Below are 20497 nucleotides of genomic sequence, written 5' to 3'. Positions count from 1 at the left end.
GCCGGCCCGGCGCTTCGGCCCGGCCCTTCGCCCTGGTCGTCACCGGTGGCGACGCCGACGGCCGCACCCATGTCACCGCCGTCGGCGGACGGCTCGGGCGACCAGCAGGGCCACGTCGTCGTAGTCGCCCGGATGACGCATCGCGCGGAGCAGGCGCTCGCAGGTCTCGTCCAGCGTCCGGTCGGAAACGCGCAGGAGCTCCAGAAGGGCGTTGATGCCGACGTCGATGTCCTCGTCCCGCCGCTCGACAAGGCCGTCGGTGTAGAGGACGAGGCGGTCGCCCGGGGCGAGATCGACGCTCACTGCGCGGAACGGCACGCCCCCCACGCCCAGCGGGGCGCCGGAGGGCAGATCGAGAAGGTGCGGCCCGGAGCCGTCCCGGACCACGACCGGGGGCAGATGACCGGCCGCCGCGATGCGGCACTGCTCGCGCCGGGGGTCGTGGACGGCATAGACGCAGGTGGCGATGTACGGGTCCAGGCCGGCCGTGATCTCGTCCAGGTGCTGCAGCACGAGCGCGGGGTCGAGCCCGAGTCCGGCCAGGGTCTGCGTGGCGGTGCGCAGGCGTCCCATCGCGGTGGCCGCGTTGATGCCGCTGCCCATCACGTCGCCGACCACCAGGGCGGTCCGGTCCTCGGCCATCGGGATGGTGTCGAACCAGTCGCCCCCGACCTCCGTGAGCTCTCCGGCGGGCTGGTAGCGGGTGGCGACCTCCAGGCCCGGCAACGGGCCGGGCGGCTCCGGGAGCAGACTGCGCTGGAGGGTCAGGGCGACGTCCCGCTGCTGCCGGTACCAGCGGGCGTTGTCGATGTACACCGCGGCACGGGTGGCCAGCTCGGACGCGAGGAGCGTGTCGTCGTCGCCGAAGGGCACCGGATTGCGGGAGCGGAGGAGTTCGAGCGCGCCCAGGACCTCGCCGCGCGCGATCAGCGGGACCACCAGGCAGGAGTGCACCCCGGCCCGTTCCAGGAGCTCGGCCGTCTCGCCGTCGCGGGCGATGCGTGCCAGGTCGTCATGGACGGCGTGGTCGAGACGCAGTGGTTTGCGGCTGTTGATGCTCTCGGTGACGAGCCGGTCGGCCTCGTACCGGACGGGGCCGCCCGAGGGGTCCGCGGCCCGGACCGCGACGCCCGGATGCACGGCGGCCACGGCCAGGACGCGGAACAGCGCGGCCCCGTCGGGCGGGGGGACGGGACGGCCCTCCACCACGGCGTCCAGCACGTCCACCGAGGCCATGTCGGCGAGCTCGGGCACCGCGATACCGGCCAGTTCGCGGGCCGTCTGCTCCAGGTCCAGCGTGGTGCCTACCCGCACCGACGCGTCGGCCACCACGGCCAGGCGGTGCCGTGCCTGCTCGGCCTCGATGGCCGCACGGTGCCGGTCGGTGACGTCGATCGTGGAAGCGGCTATCCCTAGGACCCGGCCGCCCACGTCCTCCAGCCGGTACAGCGACACCGACCAGGCGTGCTCGACGTCCGGGTCGGCGGGGGTACGGCCGACCATTTCACGGTCCAGGACGGGCTCGCCGGTCGCGAGGACCTGCCGCATCAGGGCGTCCGCCTCCTCGACGTCCACGCCTGGCAGCACCTCGCCCACCCGCCGGCCGAGGTGCTCCTCGGCGGGAACGCCGTCGATGCGCTCCAGTGCCGGGTTCACCGCCACGTACCGCAGCTCCGTGTCCAGGACCGCGATCCCGATCGGGGACTGCCGCACCAGCCGCACCGACAGGGCGAGGTCGCGCTCGACCTCGGACAGCGTCGCCTCGTCCGTCGCGAGACCCAGGGCGAAGTGGTCGCCGACGTCGTCGAGCAGCCGCATGTTGCGGAATTCGATCAGCCGTGTGCTGCCGTCCTTGCGGAGTACCGGGAAGACCCCGGCCCAGCTCTGCCCCGTGGCCATGACCTGCTCGAACAGGTGCAGTACGAGGTCGAAGTGCTTCTCGGGGACCATCAGCTGGGCCGCGTACCGGCCGAGGGCCTCGTCCGCGGTGTACCCGAAGAGCTCCTCCGCCTGGGGGCTCCACAGGACTATCCGTCCGTGGGCGTCGAGCAGCACAGCGGCGACTCCCAGCACGTCCAGCAGCCCGCCCGGCGGGGACGGTCCCGCCGCCGGACGGCCGGAGGCGCCGGCAGGGGCCCGGAATGCCTCGGTGCCGCCCATCCCAGCTGCTCCTTCCCGCTCCGGGTGCGCTGCCTCACCGGCCGCCGGTGTCCGTCCCGCCCGCCGCTGGGCAGCGGACTCGCGGCCACGGGGGCGTCTCCATCGTCTCTCCCCGCCCGACAGCTCCGCAGCTCGCGACGGAACGGCTGCCGCGGTGCCGACGACGCGATGCCCGGCCGCAGGGGCCGGCGTCGACGAGCTGCCGCGGCCGCCGGGGGAGTGCGATGGAGTGCGATGGAGGTGCGATGACCGGCTGACTTCTCCCGGCGACGGGTCCCCACCGGGCGCTCCACGGGGAGGACTGCCCGGGGTTGCGCGCAGGATGCCTCCGTCCGCGGCCGCCCTCCGGCAGGCCGGCGACCGCCCTGCCGCAGGACGGCGCGGGTCATCGCGACGCGGCGCCCGACTTCACGTCCGCCTGCCGCAGTTCGGCGAGCAACTCGCTCTGGCCTACGAGGAGTTCGGTGAGGATCCGGCGCGCCGCGCGCAGCAGGTCGGCGACGTCGCCGCCCGCCAGGGCGTAGCTGACCGTGGAGCCGTCGCGAATGGACACCACGATCCCCGAGCGTCGCAGCACCGCCAGTTGCTGGGAGAGGCTGGAGGGCTCGATCTCGATCTCGCTGAGCAGATCCCGCACGGATACGGGGCCGTTCTGAAGGAGCTCCAACACACGGATGCGGACGGGGTGTCCGAGCATCCGGAAGAACTCCGCCTTGGCCTGGTACAGCGGTACCTGCATGGTCAACGCTCCTGCTGGGTTCGACGGCCGGCCGAATCTCTCGGCCTCGACTGCTGCCGCCGTGCCGGGGCGGTGCAGCACACACCGATCCTCCCGCCTCCGGGTGCCATGCTCCCAGGGGGTTCATCGCATCGGGATCTCACCAATTGAAGAAATCTTTAATTGGTGGGCGCACGGAGACGAGAGGACAGGGTTCGAGTGCTAGAGCTCCAGGTCGGACTCGATGCGCCTCAGTTGGTGCCGTGCCATGGCCAGGTTCGCATTGGCCTTGTCGAGCACCAGGTAGAGGAAGAGGCCGTTCCCGCCGCGGCCCTTGAGGAGCCGGATGAGGTGGTACTGATTCCCCAGCGTGATCAGGATGTCCTCGATCTCGTCCTTGAGATTGAGATGGTCCATGGTGCGGGTCTTGGCGCGGATCACATCGGTGTTGCCGGCCGCGGCCACGGACAGGTCGAGGTCCTTCCCGCCGCCGATGGTGCCCAGCGCCATTCCGCTGGTGTAGTCCACGAGTGCGGCTCCGACGCTCCCCTCGATCGATGTCATCGTCTCCTTGAGGGAGGTCTCCACGTTCGCCATGCCGGCGCTCACTCCTCTGTAGCTCTGCAGGGTCGGTTCAGGGCCCGCGACCGTTCGGGTTCTGCGGACCGTGAGGGCGAAGCTACCGATCGTGAACACATTCCAGATGAGTATGCCGATAATCGAACGGCGGACCGCCGGTTACTCGTAGGATGCGCGCCCGCACGGAGCGTGCCGCCGTCGTATTCCGTGCCGCCGCCGCATTCACGGGGCAGGGCCCTGTCGTGACGGGGACGATCACGAGATATCTTGATGTCGAGCAATGTTGCAGACGTGGAGCGGAGCACCCGGTGACTGACTCGACCATCATCTATACGCACACCGACGAGGCGCCGGCGCTGGCGACCTACTCGTTCCTGCCTGTCGTCCAGGCGTACGCCTCGGCGGCCGGGGTCACTGTCGAGACCCGCGACATCTCCCTGGCTGGCCGGATCATCGCGAGCTTCCCCGAGTACCTGGAGGAGGGCCAGCGCATCGGTGACGCCCTCGCCGAGCTCGGCGAGCTCGCGAAGCGGCCCGAGGCGAACATCATCAAGCTGCCGAACGTCTCGGCCTCGATCCCGCAGCTGAGGGCCGCCGTCGCCGAGCTCCAGGGACAGGGCTACGCGCTGCCGGACTACCCGGACGACCCGAGGACCGACGAGGAGCGCGACATCCGCGCCCGCTACGACAAGATCAAGGGCAGCGCCGTGAACCCGGTCCTGCGCGAGGGCAACTCCGACCGCCGCGCCCCCGCGTCGGTCAAGAACTACGCCAAGACCCACCCCCACCGCATGGGCGCCTGGACCCCGGAGTCCAAGACCGACGTCGCCACCATGGGCGTGGACGACTTCTGCTCCACCGAGAAGTCCGTGGTGATCTCCGAGGCGGGCTCCCTGCGCATCGAGCTGAAGGGTGACGACGGCTCCACCACCGTGCTGCGCGAGTCCGTGCCGGTCCAGGCGGGCGAGGTCGTCGACGCCTCCGTGATGCGCGTCGCCGCGCTGCGCGAGTTCCTGACCGCGCAGATCGCCCGCGCCAAGGCCGAGGGCGTGCTGTTCTCCGTGCACCTCAAGGCCACGATGATGAAGGTCTCCGACCCGATCGTCTTCGGTCACGTCGTGCGGGCGTTCTTCCCGAAGACCTTCGCGAAGTACGGCGACGTGCTCGCCGCGGCCGGTCTCACCCCGAACGACGGTCTCGGCGGCATCCTCAAGGGTCTGGAGTCGCTCCCCGAGGGCGCCGAGATCAAGGCATCCTTCGACGCCGAGCTGGCCGAGGGCCCGGAGCTCGCCATGGTCGACTCCGACCGCGGCATCACCAACCTGCACGTCCCGTCCGACGTGATCGTGGATGCCTCCATGCCCGCCATGATCCGCACCTCCGGCCACATGTGGGGTCCGGACGGCCAGGAGCACGACACCCTCGCCGTCCTCCCGGACAGCAGCTACGCGGGCGTCTACCAGGCCGTCATCGACGACTGCCGCGCCAACGGCGCCTACGACCCGTCGACCATGGGCACGGTCCCGAACGTCGGTCTGATGGCGCAGAAGGCCGAGGAGTACGGCAGCCACGACAAGACCTTCGAGATCCCCGTGACCGGCACCGTCCGCCTGGTCGACGAGGCGGGCAACGCCGTCGTCGAGCAGACGGTCTCCGCGGGCGACATCTTCCGCGCCTGCCAGACCAAGGACGCCCCGATCAGGGACTGGGTGAAGCTGGCCGTCACCCGCGCCCGCGCCACCGGCGACCCGGCCGTGTTCTGGCTGGACCGGAACCGCGCGCACGACGCCCGCCTGATCGCCAAGGTCGACGAGTACCTGTCGGAGCACGACACCGAGGGCCTGGACATCAGGGTCCTGTCCCCGGTCGAGGCGACCAAGCTGTCCGTGGAGCGCATCCGCCGCGGCGAGAACACCATCTCGGTCACCGGCAACGTCCTGCGCGACTACCTCACCGACCTGTTCCCGATCCTGGAGCTGGGCACCAGCGCCAAGATGCTGTCGGTCGTCCCGCTGATGGCGGGCGGCGGCCTCTTCGAGACGGGCGCCGGCGGCTCCGCCCCGAAGCACGTCCAGCAGCTGGTCAAGGAGAACTACCTCCGCTGGGACAGCCTCGGCGAGTTCTTCGCCCTGGTCCCGTCCCTGGAGCAGTACGCGAAGACCACCGGCAACGCCCGCGCCCAGGTGCTCGCCGACACCCTCGACCGTGCCACCGGCACCTTCCTCAACGAGGACAAGTCGCCGAGCCGCCGCCTCGGCGGCATCGACAACCGCGGCAGCCACTTCTTCCTGTCCCTCTACTGGGCCCAGGAGCTGGCCGGGCAGACGGACGACGCGGAGCTCGCCAAGGCGTTCGCCCCGCTCGCCCAGACGCTGGCCGAGAAGGAGCAGACGATCGTCGACGAGCTGATCGCGGTCCAGGGCTCGCCGGTCGATATCGGCGGCTACTACCAGCCCGACCCGGCGAAGGCCGCAGCCGTCATGCGCCCCTCCGCCACCTTCAACGAGGCCCTCGCGACCCTCGTCTGACACCCGGCAGGGACGTCACCGCACCGGTGACGTCCCTGGTCACCACCCGTTCCGCCCCGTCCGGACCTCGTCCGGCCGGGGCGGTTCCGTCTCCGCGGCCGCCGGTGTCGGCCGGATACGGGCCCCTGCAGGGTCTCTTGACGCGGCATCAGGCCAGTGGTTCCGTGGCTGAGCCACTGAACCACTGCCGTTGGAGCCCACGGATGACCCGGGTGGAAGCACTGCCGCGCGAGACGATCGTCGACGTCCTGGAGAACCGGCTGCGCGAGGACATCCTCGCCGGGCGCCATCCCGCCGGGAGCTATCTGCCGCCCGAACGCGAACTCGCCCACGGCTTCGGCGTCACCCGCACCACCCTCAAACACGCCTTCGGCCGACTGGTGCACGCCGGCCTGCTGGAGACCCGCCACGGAGTCGGCACCCGGGTACGCGACTTCGTCCGGCTCGGCGGCGCCGACCTGCTGCCCGTGCTCGTCCGGCACAGCCCGGACTGGATGGGCGAGATCTTCGAAGTGCGGCGCAGTATCGGTGCGCTGATCGCGGAACGCGCCGCGGACCGGGCCACGGCCGACCAGATCACCGAGCTCCGCACCCTGCTGGCCGCCGTACGGGCCGCCGACGGTGGCGACCCCGCGCAGCTCGCCGACGCAGAGGTGCACCGCGCCCTCGCCCGCGCCACCGGCAACCGCGTCTACGTCCTGCTCACCAACACCCTCTTCAACGCCTACCTGCCGGTGCGCGCCGCGCTCGCCGGACCGTTCCGGGACCCGCGGACCGCCCACGACCGGCTGGCCCCCGTGGTCGCGGCCGTCGCCGCCGGCGACGCGCAGGCCGCCCGGGCCGCCGCCGACGACTACCTGTCCACGACCGAACGCATCATGCTCGAAGGCCTCGCCCGCTCCAGCGGCCGCGGGGAGCACGACCGGTGAGCGCCCGGGGCACCGTATTCGAGGAGACCATGACCGGCCGCGTACGGCTGGCCGGCGAGGACCGCGACCGGGCCGTACGCCTCGACCTGCGGGTCCGCGCCGACCGGGTGATGCTGCCCCACCGCACCACCCCGGCACGGCTGACCGGCCGGGTGCGCATCGCGGGACGGGCCGACGACACCGCGGCGGAGGGCGAGCTCGAGATCTCGCCGCTCGCCCGCCGCAGGATCCGCTACCGGCTCGCCTTCCTCCTGGACGGACGGCGCGTCACCCTCGACGGCTGGAAGTCCGTGTCCCCGAAACGCCCGCTGTCCTCGACGACCGTCCTGCCGTACTCCCTCCACGAGAACGGCGAGCGGATCGGCGAGGGCACCCTGCGCTTCCCCCTCGCCACCGGCCTGCTGCCCTTCCTGGCCAGCTTCCGCTTCCCCAGGACCGCCGAAGGGCACCACACCCCGCGCTGGAGCGGGGCACCCGGGCGGACCGAGGTCTGGTACACCACCCTGACCGACCCGGCCACCGGCAGCGGAGTCTGGCTGCACCACGAACTGGTCGCACCCGCCGACGGCACGCCGCCCCATGCCCACGGCTGGGTGGCCGTCTTCCCGAAGGACGGACCCGTCGAGCACGCCCGCTTCGGCCCCGAACCCTGGCAGGGCGGATCCGAGGGCTACGACGCCGGGGGAGTCTCCGTCGCGCCGGGCCGGCTCACCGGCACCGCGGGCCCCTTCACCTGGTCGCTCACCGAGAAGCCCGAGGACGGACCCCTCTACACCTTCCCCCGCTGGTCCTGGCGCCGCCCCTGGCTCCCCGCCGCGCAGATGCTGCCCGCGTCCCGCGCCCTCTACAGCGGCATCCTGCGGCACGGCACGCACGAACTGCGGCTCGACCGGGCCCCCGGCGCCGGCGCCCGCATCTACGGCCACGGCAACGCCCGCCGCTGGGCCTGGCTGCACGCCGACCTCGGAGGCGGCGACGTACTGGAGGTCGTCGCTGCCGTGTCCATGCGCCCCGGACTCGACAGGCTTCCGCCCCTCGTCTTCCTGCGGCTGCGGAGGAACGGCCGCACCTGGCCGCGCCGCGCCGAGCGCACGGCCGTCGGCTGGGCGGGGCTCGGCCGGTTCCGCGCGGACATCGGACTGCCGGAGTGGCGGGTGCACGGTCGCGCGGGCCTCCGCCGGATCCGGGTGACGGTGACCCAGCCGGACGAGCGGACCCTGGCGCTCGACTACGCCGACCCCGACGGCACCCCCGCGGTCTGCCGCAACAGCGAGACCGCGGACGCGGTGGTCCGGCTGGAACGCTGGTGGGGCACCTGGCGCCCGGAGGCCGAATGGCGGCTGGCGGGCACCGCCCACGCCGAGGTCGGCCACCGGTGAGCGCGCGAACCGCCTCCGGTCTGGAGGGACTGGCCGCGGCCCTGCTCGCGGACGACGGGACGGCGCCCTGGACCGCCGCGGTGCCCCGCCGCCTGCAGACGGTCCTCGACTCGATGCCCGCCCCCGCGCGGGCCGCGGTGCGCGGCGCGGCCGCGGCACTCGACGCCTACGCTTTGGTGCGCACCGGCCGGAGGCTCCGAGCCCTCCACCCCGACGAGCGCGAGGGACTCATGGTCTCGCTCTCCTCCCGCCCCGCGCTCGCCCCCGTCCTGGACGCCCTGAAGGTGCCGCTGCTGCTCGCCGCCGGCACCGAGAGGATGCTCCACCTCGGCAGCCGGCCGGCCGTACACCCGCCCGACGACCCGCCACTGGACTGCACCCCCGCGCAGGACTGGCCCACCCGCTCCACCGCCGACGCCGTGATCGTCGGATCGGGGGCCGGCGGGGCCATGGCCGCCAGGACCCTCGCCCGCGCCGGGATGCGCGTGGTCGTCCTGGAGGAAGGGGACCACCACACCACCGCGTCCTTCGGACGCCGGGCCCCACTGGACCGCTTCGCCGAGATGTACCGGGACGGCGGGGCGACCCTCGCCGTCGGCAACCCCCCACTGGTCCTGCCCGTGGGCCGTGCGGTCGGCGGCACCACCGTCGTCAACTCCGGCACCTGCTACCGGACACCCGCACACGTCCTGGCCCGCTGGCGGGAGCGCTTCGGGTTCGAGGCCGCGGCGGACCTCGGTCCGTACCTCGACGAAGTCGAGCGCACCCTGCGGGTGGCGACCCAGCCCCTCGACGTCCTCGGCGAGAACGGGCTGCTCGCGCTCGCCGGAGCCGGGAAGCTCGGCTGGGCCGCTGCGCCGCTGCGCCGCAACGCACCCGGCTGCAAGGGGGCATGCCAGTGCGTCGTCGGCTGCCCCACCGGCGCCAAACAGAGCGTCCAGCTGTCCGTCCTGCCCGATGCGTGCGCCGCCGGGGCCCGTATCGTGACGGGCGCCCGGGTGCACCGGATCCTCACCGACCCGGACCGGCCCGGAGGCCCCCGCGCCGCGGGGGTCCTCGCCAGGCGACCGGACGGAAGCGAACTGGAGATCCTCGGCCCACTGGTGGTCGTCGCCGCCGGAGCACTGGAGTCCCCGCCCCTGCTGCGCCGCTCCGGCCTCGGCGGACACCCGCGCCTCGGCCACAATCTGAGCGTGCATCCGGCAACCAGTGTCGCGGGGCGCTTCAGCCGGACCGTCACCGCGTGGGAAGGCGTCCTGCAGAGCGTCGGAGTGGAGGAACTGCACTCCGACGGAATCCTCATCGAAGCCACCGCGACACCCCCCGGCATGAGTTCCTTCGTGCCACCGGGCATCGGACGCGAACTGCGCCGCGAACTGGAGGGAGCGGACCGGCTGGCGACCCTCGGCGCGATGATCGCCGACCGTCCGTCCGGCCGTGTCGTCGGCCGCGACCGCACCCTGCTGCGCTACGACCTCGCACCGCGCGACGCCCGCCGGCTGCTGCGCGCCGTGCGCGCCATGGGCCGGCTGCTATTCGCGGCGGGCGCGGAGGAGGTCCTCACCGGCATCCCGGCCGCTCCGCGCGTTCGCTCTCCCGAAGGCCTGGACGAGCTGCTGGGGAGGGTCACCGCGCGGCAGCTCCATGTGTCCGCCTTCCACCCCACCGGTACGGTCGCCGCCGGCGCGGACCCCCAGCGCGCGCCGGCCCACCCCGACGGACGGCTGCGCGGCGTGCACGGCGTGCTCGTCGTCGACGGCTCGGTCCTGCCCGGCTGCCCGGAGGTGAACCCGCAGCTGAGCATCATGGCGGCGGCGCTGGCCATCACCGAGCGCTTCGTGGAGGACCCCGGCCGCGGCACCGGCCCGGCACGCAAACCGTGACGGGGGTCTGCTGCGTCTGTCACGGGTATGGCGACGATCACGAGCGGGATACGGCAGCTGGTCCTCTTCGGCTGGCTGGAGGTGCGGTGCTGCGCGTTCGCGGTGGCACTGGTCGGCGGGATCGCCGTGTCGAGCCGGCTGCCGGACCTGCCGGTCGCCCGGTACGACCTGCTGCTGGTGTACGGGATCGGGCTCGCGGTACTGGCGAGGAAGGCCGGTTGGGACACCGCCCGGGACACCTGGGTCATCGCGGCCTGCCACCTCGTCGGCCTGCTCTTCGAGCTGGTCAAGGTGCGGCTCGGGTCGTGGAGCTATCCGGAGGAGGCGCTCACGAAGGTCGCCGGGGTGCCGCTGTACGGCGGATTCATGTATGCGGCCGTGGGGAGCTACGTGTGCCGTGCGTGGCGCCTGCTCGATCTGGGGCTCACCGGATACCGTCCGCGGGCGATGGCTGCGGTGGCTGCGGCCGTGTACCTGAACTTCTTCAGCCACCACTGGCTTCCGGACGCCCGCTGGGTGCTCGCGGCACTGCTGGTGTGCGTGACCGCCGGCACCTGGGTCGGGTTCACGGTGGGGAGCCGACGCTACCGGATGCCGCTCGCGGTCTCGTTCGCACTGATCGGGTTCTTCCTCTGGGTCGCGGAGAACGCCGCCACCTACGTGGGCGCCTGGAGCTATCCGCACCAGCTGGACGGCTGGGAGCCCGTGTCGATCGCCAAGGCAGTCGCCTGGGCAATGCTGATCAGCGTCACGTTCGTGCTGGTCGCGAGGCCGAGAGGACCGGGTGGCGGCACTCCGGAGACCGGCTGACACCGCCGGCGCGTCTCCGAGTGGTTGCGGAGCCGACGACGTTTCCAGGTGGGTGCGGCCGGTGTCCCGCCGTGCGGCGGCCCGGGGCGCCTGCACAGCCGTCGCCGGGCAACGGCATGATCGTGAACAGTCCCGTACCACCGCGGAAAGGAAGCACATGACTCCGAGCCGAGCGCCCCGGCCGTCCCGCCGTTCCCTGCTCTCCTGGACCGGAGCCGCGGCCCTCACCGCGGGAACCACGGCAGCCGGGACGGGCACGGCCGCGGCCGCGGCACAGCCGGCTCCCGGTGCGTCCCTGCTCGTCCCCTCGCCCCGCATCGACCTCACGGACGGCTCCGACCAGTACATCCGGGAGAAATACGCGCAGGACCGGACCGTGCTGCAGTCGTTCGGCTTCGACAACGTGAACGGCCGCATCTACATCGCCCAGGTCATGGAGGGCGGCCGGAAACTCGCCGGCGAGGCAGCGGCCGTCAGCAGCGCCGACCGCAGCGCACGGGGTGATCTGACCGTCACCCAGTGGGACACGGCGGGCGCCATCACGGGCCATATGTATCTGCGCGGCTTCGGGCACGGCGTCAACATCGGTGTGGAGCCCGTCGGTTCGGAGACCTGGCTGTGGACGGAGACGGACGCCGTACGGCAGTCGGACGGCACCAGCCGCGGCTCCCGGCTGTGCCGCTTCCGGTTCCGCAACTCCGACGTCCCGCTGGACAGCACCGACCCGGCCCTGCAGAAGTTCACGCCGGTGCCGGGCAGCACCATCAACACCGCCTGTGTGGACCCGGTGTACGGACGTCTCGTCCACCGGTACGCACTCGGCGGCAGGATGCACTACCGCGTCCACGATCTGGACCTCGCCCGCCTCGGTGTGTGGGACGCCCACCTCGCCGAGGTCGACGAGCCCGCCATCACCGTCGACACCGCCGTCCACGGCCGGCCGGTGTTCCAGGGCTACGCCGTCGCCGGGCGCCACCTCTACATGCTGCACGGCAACGCCTACGACACCTACCAGGACCTGGACGGGGACGGCACCGCCGAGACCGATGTGTCCAAGCCGGGCGAGGGCAACACCCATGTCACCTCCGTCGACCTGACGACCGGTGCGGTCATCGAGACCCGGCACACCAAGGCCGCCTATTCACTGGCCTACCGGGAACCCGAGGGGCTCGCCGTCCACATCCCGGACCCCACCGCGCCGGGCGTCTTCCGGCTCGCGATGGGCTTCGCCTCCGGCGCCTCCGGTGACCGGAAGGTCTCCCTCTACGGCAAGGATCTGCTCATCCAGCCCTGAGTCCGTCATCCTCGACGAGGAAGCGGCGTCGGCGCCGATGCGCGCGGAGGACGGGGTGGGGCATGAGGGCGATCGCGGGCGGACCCCAGGCGTGGCACCCGGCTCCTCCCCCATGCGAGGGTGCCGTCACACCGCCCCCGCGGCCCATGCCCGTCCGTCGGTCGTCAGCCGTTCCACCGCCTTCGCGACCTCGCCTGCGCCGTCCTCCCCGGCGATACGGCGGGCCGCCGCCCTCGCGGCACCGGCATGGGAGTGGTCCCGGACCCCGCGGCCCAGGGCCTCGGCGAGGCGTGCCGGGGTGAGCTCGCCGAACGGAATCGGGGCGGTCGCCGCGCCCAGCGCGGCGAGCCGGGCGGCCCAGAACGGCTGGTCCGCGGTCACCGGCACGGGGACGGACGGCACGCCGGCGCGCAGCGTCGCCGCGGCGGTCCCGGCGCCCGCGTGGTGGACCACCGCTGCCGTCCGTGGGAAGAGCAGGGCGTGCGGCAGCTCGCCGACCGTGAGGATCCCGTCGGCCTCCGCCTCCATCCCCGCCCTGCCGGACTGGAGGATCCCGCGGAGTCCCGCCGTGCGCAGGGCCGCCACGGCGAGCTCACCGAGGCGCCCGCCCTGCCCGGTCGCCATGCTGCCGAAACCGATGAACACGGGAGGTGGGCCGGCCGCCAGGAAGTCCTCCACGGCGGGCGGCAGCGGGCGGTCCGGGGCGTGATGGGGCCACCAGTTGCCCACGACCTCCAGCCCGGGCCGCCAGTCGGAGGGGCGGCGTACCAGAGTCGGGCTGAAGCCGAACAGCACCGCCCTGCCCTCCTCCTCGTGGCGTCGGCGCAGCACGGCTCCGGAGGCCGCGGGCAGTCCCAGCCGGCTGCGCAGTTCCGCCTCGGCCGCCGCGAAGATCCGGTCCACCATCCGCAGTGACATCCGGCCCGCCACGAGGTTCCCCCAGCGGCCAAGCGAGCGGGCGCCGCCGACCGGCGGCGGGAAGTCGCGGGTCGGCAGGTTCGGCTGCAGGCGGACGTCGAGACAGGGGATGCCCCGGGCCTCGGCCAGGTGGCGGGCCAGCGGTGCCGTGGTGGTCGACATCAGGAGCAGTTCCGTGCCGTCGGGCACTGCCTCGGCCAGGGCAGGACCGAGTGCCTCGGCGAACTCCCTTGCTTTGTCCATCAGTTGACGTCTTCCGTCGGTCGGGCCGCTCCGGGCGTGCGGATCCGCCGACAGTCCGCGGTACCCGAGTCCCGCCTCTCGTACGAGAGGGGCGAAGGAGTCGGGCGCCGCGACGACCACGTCGTGGCCCTCTTCCCGGAGCCGGGATCCCAGGCCCGTGTACGGCGCGACATCGCCGTAGGACCCCGCGGTGGTGATGACGATCTTCATCGGTCTGCTGCTCCTCGTGGTGAAGGGGGTGCACCGGGCCCGGGAGCCTCCGGTCCGGTAGCCGGGGCCGGGCTCGCGGGCCCGGCCCCGGTGAGAGCCGCGGCATTGGCGCGGACGGCGGTCCGCAGGTACGCCGCGAGTCCCGGCCGCTGCTGGGACGGAGGTACGACCAGCGCGAACGCACGCGGACCGGCCGCGAAGTCGTCGGCGATCCTCATGTGCATGTCCGGCGGACACGGAGTGAACCAGCGGGAGACGTGCCGGCGGTGTTCCTCGGCGAGCTCCCGCGCCCGCTCGCCGTCCGCTGGCTCCCCGTCGTCGAACGCGGCCAGCAGGTCCTTCCGCCAGGCCGCCGCCTCACCCATGAGCCGGGCCCAGTCCTCCTTGCTATGGGCGGCGGCGCTCGCCATCGCCTGCCTGTGGCCCTCGCTGTCACGCCACTTGAGCTGGGCCTCGGTGGCGTAACCGAGGTCGAAGGCGATCTCGCCGAACACCTCGAACCGTTCCTCCGGCGTCAGCCGCACTCCGGTCTGCTGGACCTCCATGGCCGCCTCGGCGACCTCCGTCAGCCGCTGGAGCCTGGAGATCTGTTCGACCAGCACCCTGTGCCGGGCGCGCAACTGCTCCAGGACGTCGGCCTCCGGGTCCTCGACCAGTGCCGCGATCTCGTCGAGGGAGAAACCCAGCTCGCGGTAGAACAGGATCTGCTGGAGCCTGCCCAGGTCGGCGTCGCTGTACAGGCGGTAGCCCGCGGCACTGCGCTGGGTGGGCGTGAGCAGCCCGGTCCTGTCGTAGTGGTGCAGCGTACGCACCGTGACCCCGGCGAAGCCGGAGACCTGGCCGACGGAATAACTCATGGATCTGCCTTTCGCTGCGGCGGCTACAGCCTGAAGCCTGACGTCAGGTCAGGGTCAAGCGGACACCGGGACCGGGGGAGCGGCGCGCGGGACGAGGCGAGCGGGCCGGCGAACGCGCCCGCGGACACGGTTGAAGGCGAAACCACCAACTCCGTCGGCGGTGTTCCCCGGTGCGGGGACGGGGATCGGAGCGGCCGCGACGGCCCCGGCATGCGGCATGCCCGCCTTCGGGGCACGCTGGTCGGTGGACAGGTCGGCCGTCCCGGCCGAGCGCCGCGAGGAAGGGGTGCTGCGATGTTCGCGAGGATGAGCACCTACCAGGGATCGCCCGTGCCCGCCCAGGGCGACGTGTCGCGCAGTTCTGAAGCGGTTGTCCAGCAGGTGAAGGGCGTGCCCGGTTTCCTGGGCGTCTACTACCTCGTCGACCGGGTCTCCGGGAAGGCCGTGTCGCTCACCCTGTGGGAGGACGAGCAGACCATGTGGGCCAGCGAGGACCATGCGAGCGTCATCCGCGAGCAGACCGCGCACCGTGAAGGCCAGCGGATCCTCTCCGTCGAACGCTTCGAGGTCGGATTCCGCCACCTCCGCCAGTGACGGGCCGCAGCCCCGCCCCCAATGATCCGTACGCCTGTCCGATCATTCCAACTTGCTGTCGACCAGGGCGAGATGGGAATCGCCTCAATGGACGGACGTACGGATCCGAAGGTCTATCGTGGGGCCCATGTCCACCCCTGAACTGATCCGTATCGTCTCCCGCGACTCGCCCATGGCCCTCGCCCAGGTGGAGCGTGTACGCACCGAACTGGCCGCGCTCCACCCCGGAATCGTCACCGAGGTCATCGGGGTCAGGACCACGGGCGACAAGTGGATGGGGGACCTCTCCCAGGTCGAGGGGAAGGGCGCCTTCACCAAGGAGGTCGACGCGGCCCTGCTGGCCGGAGAGGCGGATCTGGCGGTCCACTGCGTCAAGGACGTCCCGGCCGACCGGCCGCTCCCCGCGGGGACGACGTTCGCCGCCTTCCTCAAGCGGGACGACATCCGTGACGCCCTGGTCCACCCCGGCGGACTCACCCTCGACGAGCTGCCGGCCGGCACCAGGATCGGCACGTCGTCCGTGCGCCGCAGCGCCCAACTCGCCGCGTCCCACCCGCACCTGGAGTGCGTACCGATGCGGGGCAACGTCAACCGGCGGCTGGAGAAGCTCGCCGCGGGAGAGGCCGACGCGCTGCTCCTGGCGGCCTCCGGGCTGGAACGCATCGGCCGCACCGATGTGATCAGCGAGATCCTGCCGCTGGACGTCATGTGCCCGCCCATCGGAGCCGGCATCCTCGCCCTGCAGTGCCGCGAGGGCGACACCGACGTCATCGACGCCGTCAGCGGCCTCGGAGACCCCGGCGCCCATCGCGAGGCCACCGCGGAACGCATGTTCCTGCATGTCCTGCAGGGCCACTGCAACAGCCCGATCGCCGGGTACGCGAGGGCCGGACGCGGCGGCGAACTGTCGCTGCGGGCCTGTGTGTTCACACCCGACGGCAAGACCGTACTGAACGCACACGAGTGGGCCGGACCGCTCGACCCCGCCACCCTCGGCACGTCCGTGGCCGTCGCGCTGCTCCGGCAGGGCGCACGCGAGCTGATCGACTCCATCGCCCACTGACCGGGGAATCCCGGGCCCCGGCCCGGGAGTTCCACCCGCCGTGACCGGGCCGGCCACCTTTGGGTCACCACCGAATGCGCCGCGACCACACGGTCTTGCCGGGGTTACATGGTCTCCATCTTGTAGTAGCGCCAGGCTTCCGGCAGTTCCGTGATGACGACCGCGGCGACCGCCACGGCCAGTGCCCCGAGAGCGAGGCGCACCACGCGTGCCGGGATGAAGATGCCGTTGTTCATGGGAATCACCCTTTCTCGACCGAGCCGCCGCCCGGTGCGGCGGCGGGTTCCCGAGCCATGTCCAGCAGGTCGGCGACGACGGACTCGACGAGCGGCACGGCCCGGCCGACGGCCTCGCGCACCGGTTCGCTGAGTCCCACCACCACGTCCGGCTCCTCACCGGTCATCCGCACCTGCGGCTCACAGCCCAGCACCAGGACGCGCGGCAGCCGCCCGTCGCCCAGGCGCCGGGCCAGCGCAAGGACCTTCAGCGGGTCCATGGCGTGCGCCTCGGGCAGCGCGGACTCCGTGGGCAGGTCCGGTTCGATCACCGTGAGCGTGCCCGGGGCCTCGCCGCGCGGCGCCGCGTCCACGAACAGCGCGGCGTCGTACCCGTCCAGCAGGCGGTAGGCCAGGTCCATGCCGCGGATGCCGAAGTCCACCACATGGACCCCGGCCGGCATCGGGCGGTCGCGCAGCGCCGCGATCACCTCGGGCCCGAAACCGTCGTCGGCGAGGAAGAGGTTGCCGATCCCGGCGACCAGCACCCGGGGGCGCTCCGCCGCCGTCCGCTCGCCCGGCTCCACGGGCTCCACCTCCTCGGGGGAGAAGTAGAAGCGATGGCCGATCTTTCTGCTGGCGCCCAGATCCCGCCCGGGGTCGTCCTCCACGAGCACGGCGATGTGGATCTGCCCTTCGAAGTCCTCCTCGACGCCGTCCACTTCGGCGACCCGGCCGGCCAGGGCGAGGTCGAGGATGTCTGCCCTGCGCGACGGCCGCAGCCGGACCCTGCTGCCCCGTCCGACCACGACCCCGCCCACCAGGACGGTCGACACGGTGGGGGACGACTGCTCGTTCACGCGCCCTCCAAGGTGGTGCGGGGCGGCCGGAATTCACGCACCGCACCGTGCAGGGCGGCCATCTCGTCGAGGCCGAGCCCGGCGCAGCGGTCCAGGATCTCGCGGGCCCTGGGATCGCAGGCGCGGGCCTCGGCCTGCTCCTCCTCGGTCATGCTGAGCACGCTGAGCACGAGCAACTGGTCGATCTCCGTGCCGTCGAACAGGTCCCCGGGGCTCTCCGGCGCCACGGCCGGGAAGTCGTAGAGGGTGATCGGCGAGGCGAGCACCGTGTGCGCCCGCTGCTCGTCCCCGCCCTCGGCGGGGTCCCCGGCGAGGACCGGCAGTACCCCGCGGCTGACGCAGCCCGCCGCCGCGTCGCGCAGATGCTCCGGCGGGTCGAGCAGCGACACGAACAGCCCGTCGTCGCTGTCGAGGATCAGATGGGTGGACGCGAAGGCGTACGGGGCGGCGCGCTCGCGGGCCTGCCGGTCGTCCGGCCGCGGCGCGGGGCAAGGGGTGGTGTTCCGTACCCGCACGGTCAGCCGGGACACCCCGTCGGCCGCCGGCTCGGCCGCGCACTCCAGAACGCCGGTCAGCCTGCGCCGGCTCCGCACGATGCTCCCGACGCGGCGCCCCGAGGAGTCGACGAGGGCTTCGGTGTCCGAGCCCTCGGGAACGTCGACGGCTGTCGTACGCGGGGTGCCGGGGACGGTGGTCCTCAGCAGCACCTCACGCTCGGTCGCCTCCTGCCAGGCGAGATGGCGCTCACCGTCGACGGTCAGTTCGTCCACCGGCTCCGGTCCGCCCGGCCCGTCCCGCAGCAGCGACCGGTCCACGATCTGGAGGAACCGCAGCCGCACGGTCGCTTCGCACGGTGCGCCCGAGTGCTCCAGCAGCACCTGGGCCGTCACCGACTCCGGTTCGCCGAGCGTGTCCGCACAGTCGCCCCCGGGGAACACCCCGCCGAAGGTCCACCGTCTGGTGTTCTTCAGCGCCGATCTGCGGTAGGGCCACAGCAGATAGCCCTCGTACAGGCAGGTGCGCGCGATGGTGTCGACGGCGGTGGTGCGGGGGCTGCTCACGGCGCTGGTGCGGGGGGTGGTCGCGGTGGTCGTTCGGGCGGTGCTCATCGGGCTCCCGGTCGGTCGAGCGGGCGGGAAGGTTCGGGGCGATCGGAACGGCCGTACCGGTCGAGGAGACTGCGGACGGCCTCGTCCGGGCGGGCCAGGACGTTCCGGACGCGGTAGTCGTCGAGCAGGTCGTAGGTCTCCTGCGGCAGGCGCACCCAGGGCCCGGTGCCGTGGTAGCGCCCGATCAGTTCGTGCCAGAGGCCGGCGGGCAGAGGGTGGAAGGCCTCGGCGGACCAGGGCAGGTGCGCCGTGCGCAGGGGGCCGCCGGGATCCTGGTAGAAGACCGTGCCGTTGAAGAGGAATCCGAGCGGCACGTCCCCGTCCCGGACGGCACGCAGGTACCGGGTCACCGCCAGTTCCGCGTCGGTGCCGCAGGGCACCCGCACCGGGACGGTCGTACGGCCGTCGAACGGCGGCACCTGCACGGTCGCCTGGGCCCATGTGAGCGGCCGCAGCGTGCGGCCCCAGTCCTCGGGGAGCCCGAAGATCTCGGCCAGCGCCCGGTGCGTGCCGGGGCCGTAGCGGCGCCGGGCGACGTCGATCCGGACCGTGGTGGTCAGCGAGACCGCCCGGACCGGCCCGCCGTCCCCGCGTACCAGCTCCACGTCGAAGCGGAGCGTGGGGACGGCGGCGTGCGGCTCCGCGGCCGCCCCCGTGACCGCGAAGGTCAGCTCGGGGGCGGTGTCGGCGGGCACGGCGGGCTGCTCGCGCGGAACGGTCATGCGGGCGACAGGTTCGGCATGTCGGGCATGATCGGATCGCGATGGCCGGCGTTGATGCCGGTGGAGCGACGGGCCGTCGACGTGTCGTCGTTGCGGTGGCCGGGGTGGTGTTTCACGAGCCCCATGTGGCCGCCCCTGCGCACTCCTGGGATGTGCGAGGGCTTGTCGGGACGGACATCGGGCTTTCCTACGGTGATACCCATGACGCCTCCTCGGTGTCGGGTGCCTGGCCGGCGGCCAGTGCGCGGAAGAAGCTGTCGACCTGCTCCCACACCTCGTCGCCGCCGCCCAGTCCCTTCCAGTGTGCGCGCACCAGGGCGGCGAGGCGGTAGCAGTCGTCCAGCGGTACGAGCCAGTACCGGGGGTCGCCGTGGGCTCGGTTGACCAGCAGCGCCTGCACCTCGGGGGCCATGGCCGGCAGAGCCGGATGGGCGGCCTCGACGAGGGACCAGCTCTCCGGGTCGACGACGGAGCGCATGAGTCCGAGGGGGCTCGGATAGGCCGCGTTCACCTCGGACGTCGCCTCGGACCGGGTGAAGAACGCGAGACCGACCGGGACACCGAGCCCGGCCCACGTCATGTCGTCGACGGCGCAGCCGTCGAGACGACGTCTTTCGGACGGCAGCAGCCGGTAGTGGGCGCCGCCGGCGTCCTGGTGGTCGAACAGCAGCGAGCAGGCCGGGCAGGCGCAGGCGACCGCGCCTTTGCGCAGGTCCAGCAGATGTCGGTGCCCCGGCGCGAGCGGCTCGGCGCACAGATCGCACCGCTCGGCGTCCGTCGGCCCGTCCGCCGGGCCGGCACCGGCCGGGGAGCCGCGCCGTGCGAGGCTCCTCAACCGGTGGGCCGCGAATCCCGCCGTCGTCACCCCGCCCCCCGGCCGGCCGGTACGGGGCCGCGGAAGAGGGAGTCCACCGGGATGAGGGCCTGCGGCGGTGCAGCCGTCACGGTCTCGGTCCGGACCTGCTCGATCTCCGGGGCCCGCGCCAGGACGGCTTCCCGCACCACGGTGTCCGGTGTCTCCGGGGAGCAGCCGCAGCCACCGCCGCCCCCGGTGAGCCGGACCCGGACCACCGGTCCGTCGACGGCGAGCAGTTCGACGTCGGCGCCCTGCCGCCGGAGCAGCGGACGCGCCTCGTCCAGAGCCGCGGCGACCCGGGTCTCCACCGGGTCGGGATGCAGGTCGTGCACCAGCAGCAGATGTCCGACGAGTTCGTCGGCGGCGAGCCGCCGGACCACCTCGTCCTGGTCCGCGAGGTGGTCCATCACCCGCTGGAGGCATTCCCCGTAGAGGTCCACGAGGGCGTGCACGGCCTCGTCCGCGCGGGCCGCCGAGGTGTGGTCGGGCAGGCCGTCCAGCGCGGCGAGCAGTTCCTCGGCCCGCACCACGTGACGGCGGGCGAGTTCGTCGTCCCAGGGCACGTCCCGC

The 20497-nt window shown here is 72.7% G+C and carries 20 protein-coding genes; 8 read left to right on the top strand and 12 right to left on the bottom strand.

Annotated features, from left to right (window positions below; translation table 11 throughout):
- Window positions 1–72 precede the first annotated feature (72 nt).
- From ACZ4Z5_RS08810 to ACZ4Z5_RS08800, 3 genes are all read right to left on the bottom strand, one after another.
- Window positions 73–2160 carry a SpoIIE family protein phosphatase gene (locus tag ACZ4Z5_RS08810; protein WP_468258681.1) on the bottom strand — a complete coding sequence of 696 codons (2088 nt, stop codon included), beginning with the start codon at window positions 2158–2160 and terminating at the stop codon, window positions 73–75.
- A gap of 385 nt (window positions 2161–2545) precedes the next feature.
- Entirely contained in the window at window positions 2546–2899 is a 354-nt protein-coding gene (locus ACZ4Z5_RS08805) for an ArsR/SmtB family transcription factor (RefSeq protein ID WP_468258678.1), read from the bottom strand.
- A 201-nt stretch (window positions 2900–3100) separates the two neighbouring features.
- Window positions 3101–3475: a hypothetical protein gene (locus ACZ4Z5_RS08800; protein ID WP_468258675.1), complete on the bottom strand. Its 375-nt coding sequence runs from the start codon at window positions 3473–3475 to the stop codon at window positions 3101–3103.
- A 290-nt stretch (window positions 3476–3765) separates the two neighbouring features.
- On the opposite strand from ACZ4Z5_RS08800, the gene ACZ4Z5_RS08795 reads away from it, so the two are divergent.
- The 6 genes from ACZ4Z5_RS08795 to ACZ4Z5_RS08770 all read left to right on the top strand — a co-directional run bounded on the left by ACZ4Z5_RS08795 (window position 3766) and on the right by ACZ4Z5_RS08770 (window position 12280).
- On the top strand, window positions 3766–5985 hold the full coding sequence (locus ACZ4Z5_RS08795) for an NADP-dependent isocitrate dehydrogenase (protein ID WP_468258672.1): 2220 nt from the start codon (window positions 3766–3768) through the stop codon (window positions 5983–5985).
- 203 nt (window positions 5986–6188) lie between these two features.
- Window positions 6189–6914, top strand: coding sequence for a FadR/GntR family transcriptional regulator (locus ACZ4Z5_RS08790; protein ID WP_468258669.1), 726 nt, complete (start codon window positions 6189–6191; stop codon window positions 6912–6914).
- Complete coding sequence (locus ACZ4Z5_RS08785) at window positions 6911–8293, top strand: hypothetical protein (RefSeq protein WP_468258666.1); 1383 nt, start codon at window positions 6911–6913, stop codon at window positions 8291–8293. The genes ACZ4Z5_RS08790 and ACZ4Z5_RS08785 overlap by 4 nt, the downstream gene beginning before the upstream one ends.
- A complete protein-coding gene (locus ACZ4Z5_RS08780) occupies window positions 8290–10176 on the top strand; it encodes a GMC family oxidoreductase (RefSeq protein ID WP_468258663.1) in 1887 nt (628 codons plus the stop codon). Before ACZ4Z5_RS08785 ends, ACZ4Z5_RS08780 begins: the two co-directional genes overlap by 4 nt.
- Before the next feature lie 27 nt (window positions 10177–10203).
- A complete protein-coding gene (locus ACZ4Z5_RS08775) occupies window positions 10204–10986 on the top strand; it encodes a DUF817 domain-containing protein (protein WP_468258660.1) in 783 nt (260 codons plus the stop codon).
- Window positions 10987–11143: 157 nt separating this feature from the next.
- Entirely contained in the window at window positions 11144–12280 is a 1137-nt protein-coding gene (locus ACZ4Z5_RS08770; protein ID WP_468258657.1) for a phage baseplate protein, read from the top strand.
- Between the two features lie 126 nt (window positions 12281–12406).
- On the opposite strand, the gene ACZ4Z5_RS08765 is transcribed toward ACZ4Z5_RS08770, so the two are convergent.
- Together ACZ4Z5_RS08765 and ACZ4Z5_RS08760 are read right to left on the bottom strand one after the other, a co-directional pair.
- Window positions 12407–13651 carry a glycosyltransferase gene (locus ACZ4Z5_RS08765; RefSeq protein ID WP_468258654.1) on the bottom strand — a complete coding sequence of 415 codons (1245 nt, stop codon included), beginning with the start codon at window positions 13649–13651 and terminating at the stop codon, window positions 12407–12409.
- Complete coding sequence (locus tag ACZ4Z5_RS08760; protein WP_468258652.1) at window positions 13648–14508, bottom strand: MerR family transcriptional regulator; 861 nt, start codon at window positions 14506–14508, stop codon at window positions 13648–13650. The genes ACZ4Z5_RS08765 and ACZ4Z5_RS08760 overlap by 4 nt, the downstream gene beginning before the upstream one ends.
- 306 nt (window positions 14509–14814) lie before the next feature.
- On the opposite strand from ACZ4Z5_RS08760, the gene ACZ4Z5_RS08755 reads away from it, so the two are divergent.
- Both ACZ4Z5_RS08755 and hemC read left to right on the top strand, forming a co-directional pair.
- Window positions 14815–15102: a hypothetical protein gene (locus tag ACZ4Z5_RS08755; protein ID WP_468258650.1), complete on the top strand. Its 288-nt coding sequence runs from the start codon at window positions 14815–14817 to the stop codon at window positions 15100–15102.
- 127 nt (window positions 15103–15229) lie between these two features.
- A complete protein-coding gene (gene hemC / locus ACZ4Z5_RS08750) occupies window positions 15230–16165 on the top strand; it encodes a hydroxymethylbilane synthase (RefSeq protein ID WP_468258648.1) in 936 nt (311 codons plus the stop codon).
- A 104-nt stretch (window positions 16166–16269) separates the two neighbouring features.
- On the opposite strand, the gene ACZ4Z5_RS08745 is transcribed toward hemC, so the two are convergent.
- Genes ACZ4Z5_RS08745 through ACZ4Z5_RS08715 form a run of 7 tightly spaced genes read right to left on the bottom strand, consistent with a single transcriptional unit; the run spans window position 16270 to window position 20490 of the window.
- Window positions 16270–16401, bottom strand: a complete 132-nt coding sequence (locus ACZ4Z5_RS08745; protein WP_468258645.1) for a DUF6893 family small protein — start codon at window positions 16399–16401, stop codon at window positions 16270–16272.
- 5 nt (window positions 16402–16406) lie between these two features.
- The gene (locus tag ACZ4Z5_RS08740; RefSeq protein WP_468258643.1) at window positions 16407–17240 is read right to left on the bottom strand and encodes a hydrogenase maturation protease; all 834 of its coding nucleotides are present in this window, start codon (window positions 17238–17240) and stop codon (window positions 16407–16409) included.
- Window positions 17237–18349 carry a hypothetical protein gene (locus ACZ4Z5_RS08735; protein ID WP_468258640.1) on the bottom strand — a complete coding sequence of 371 codons (1113 nt, stop codon included), beginning with the start codon at window positions 18347–18349 and terminating at the stop codon, window positions 17237–17239. The genes ACZ4Z5_RS08740 and ACZ4Z5_RS08735 overlap by 4 nt, the downstream gene beginning before the upstream one ends.
- A complete protein-coding gene (locus ACZ4Z5_RS08730; protein WP_468258637.1) occupies window positions 18346–19071 on the bottom strand; it encodes a DUF6084 family protein in 726 nt (241 codons plus the stop codon). Before ACZ4Z5_RS08730 ends, ACZ4Z5_RS08735 begins: the two co-directional genes overlap by 4 nt.
- Window positions 19068–19274: a hypothetical protein gene (locus ACZ4Z5_RS08725; protein ID WP_468258634.1), complete on the bottom strand. Its 207-nt coding sequence runs from the start codon at window positions 19272–19274 to the stop codon at window positions 19068–19070. The genes ACZ4Z5_RS08730 and ACZ4Z5_RS08725 overlap by 4 nt, the downstream gene beginning before the upstream one ends.
- Window positions 19259–19936 carry a DUF5947 family protein gene (locus ACZ4Z5_RS08720; RefSeq protein WP_468258632.1) on the bottom strand — a complete coding sequence of 226 codons (678 nt, stop codon included), beginning with the start codon at window positions 19934–19936 and terminating at the stop codon, window positions 19259–19261. The genes ACZ4Z5_RS08725 and ACZ4Z5_RS08720 overlap by 16 nt, the downstream gene beginning before the upstream one ends.
- The gene (locus ACZ4Z5_RS08715; protein WP_468258628.1) at window positions 19933–20490 is read right to left on the bottom strand and encodes a NifU family protein; all 558 of its coding nucleotides are present in this window, start codon (window positions 20488–20490) and stop codon (window positions 19933–19935) included. Before ACZ4Z5_RS08715 ends, ACZ4Z5_RS08720 begins: the two co-directional genes overlap by 4 nt.
- Window positions 20491–20497 lie beyond the last annotated feature (7 nt).

The sequence above is a fragment of the Streptomyces sp. NPDC030222 genome, assembly GCF_055573115.1.
This window is presented reverse-complemented; position numbering and strand designations above follow the sequence as displayed.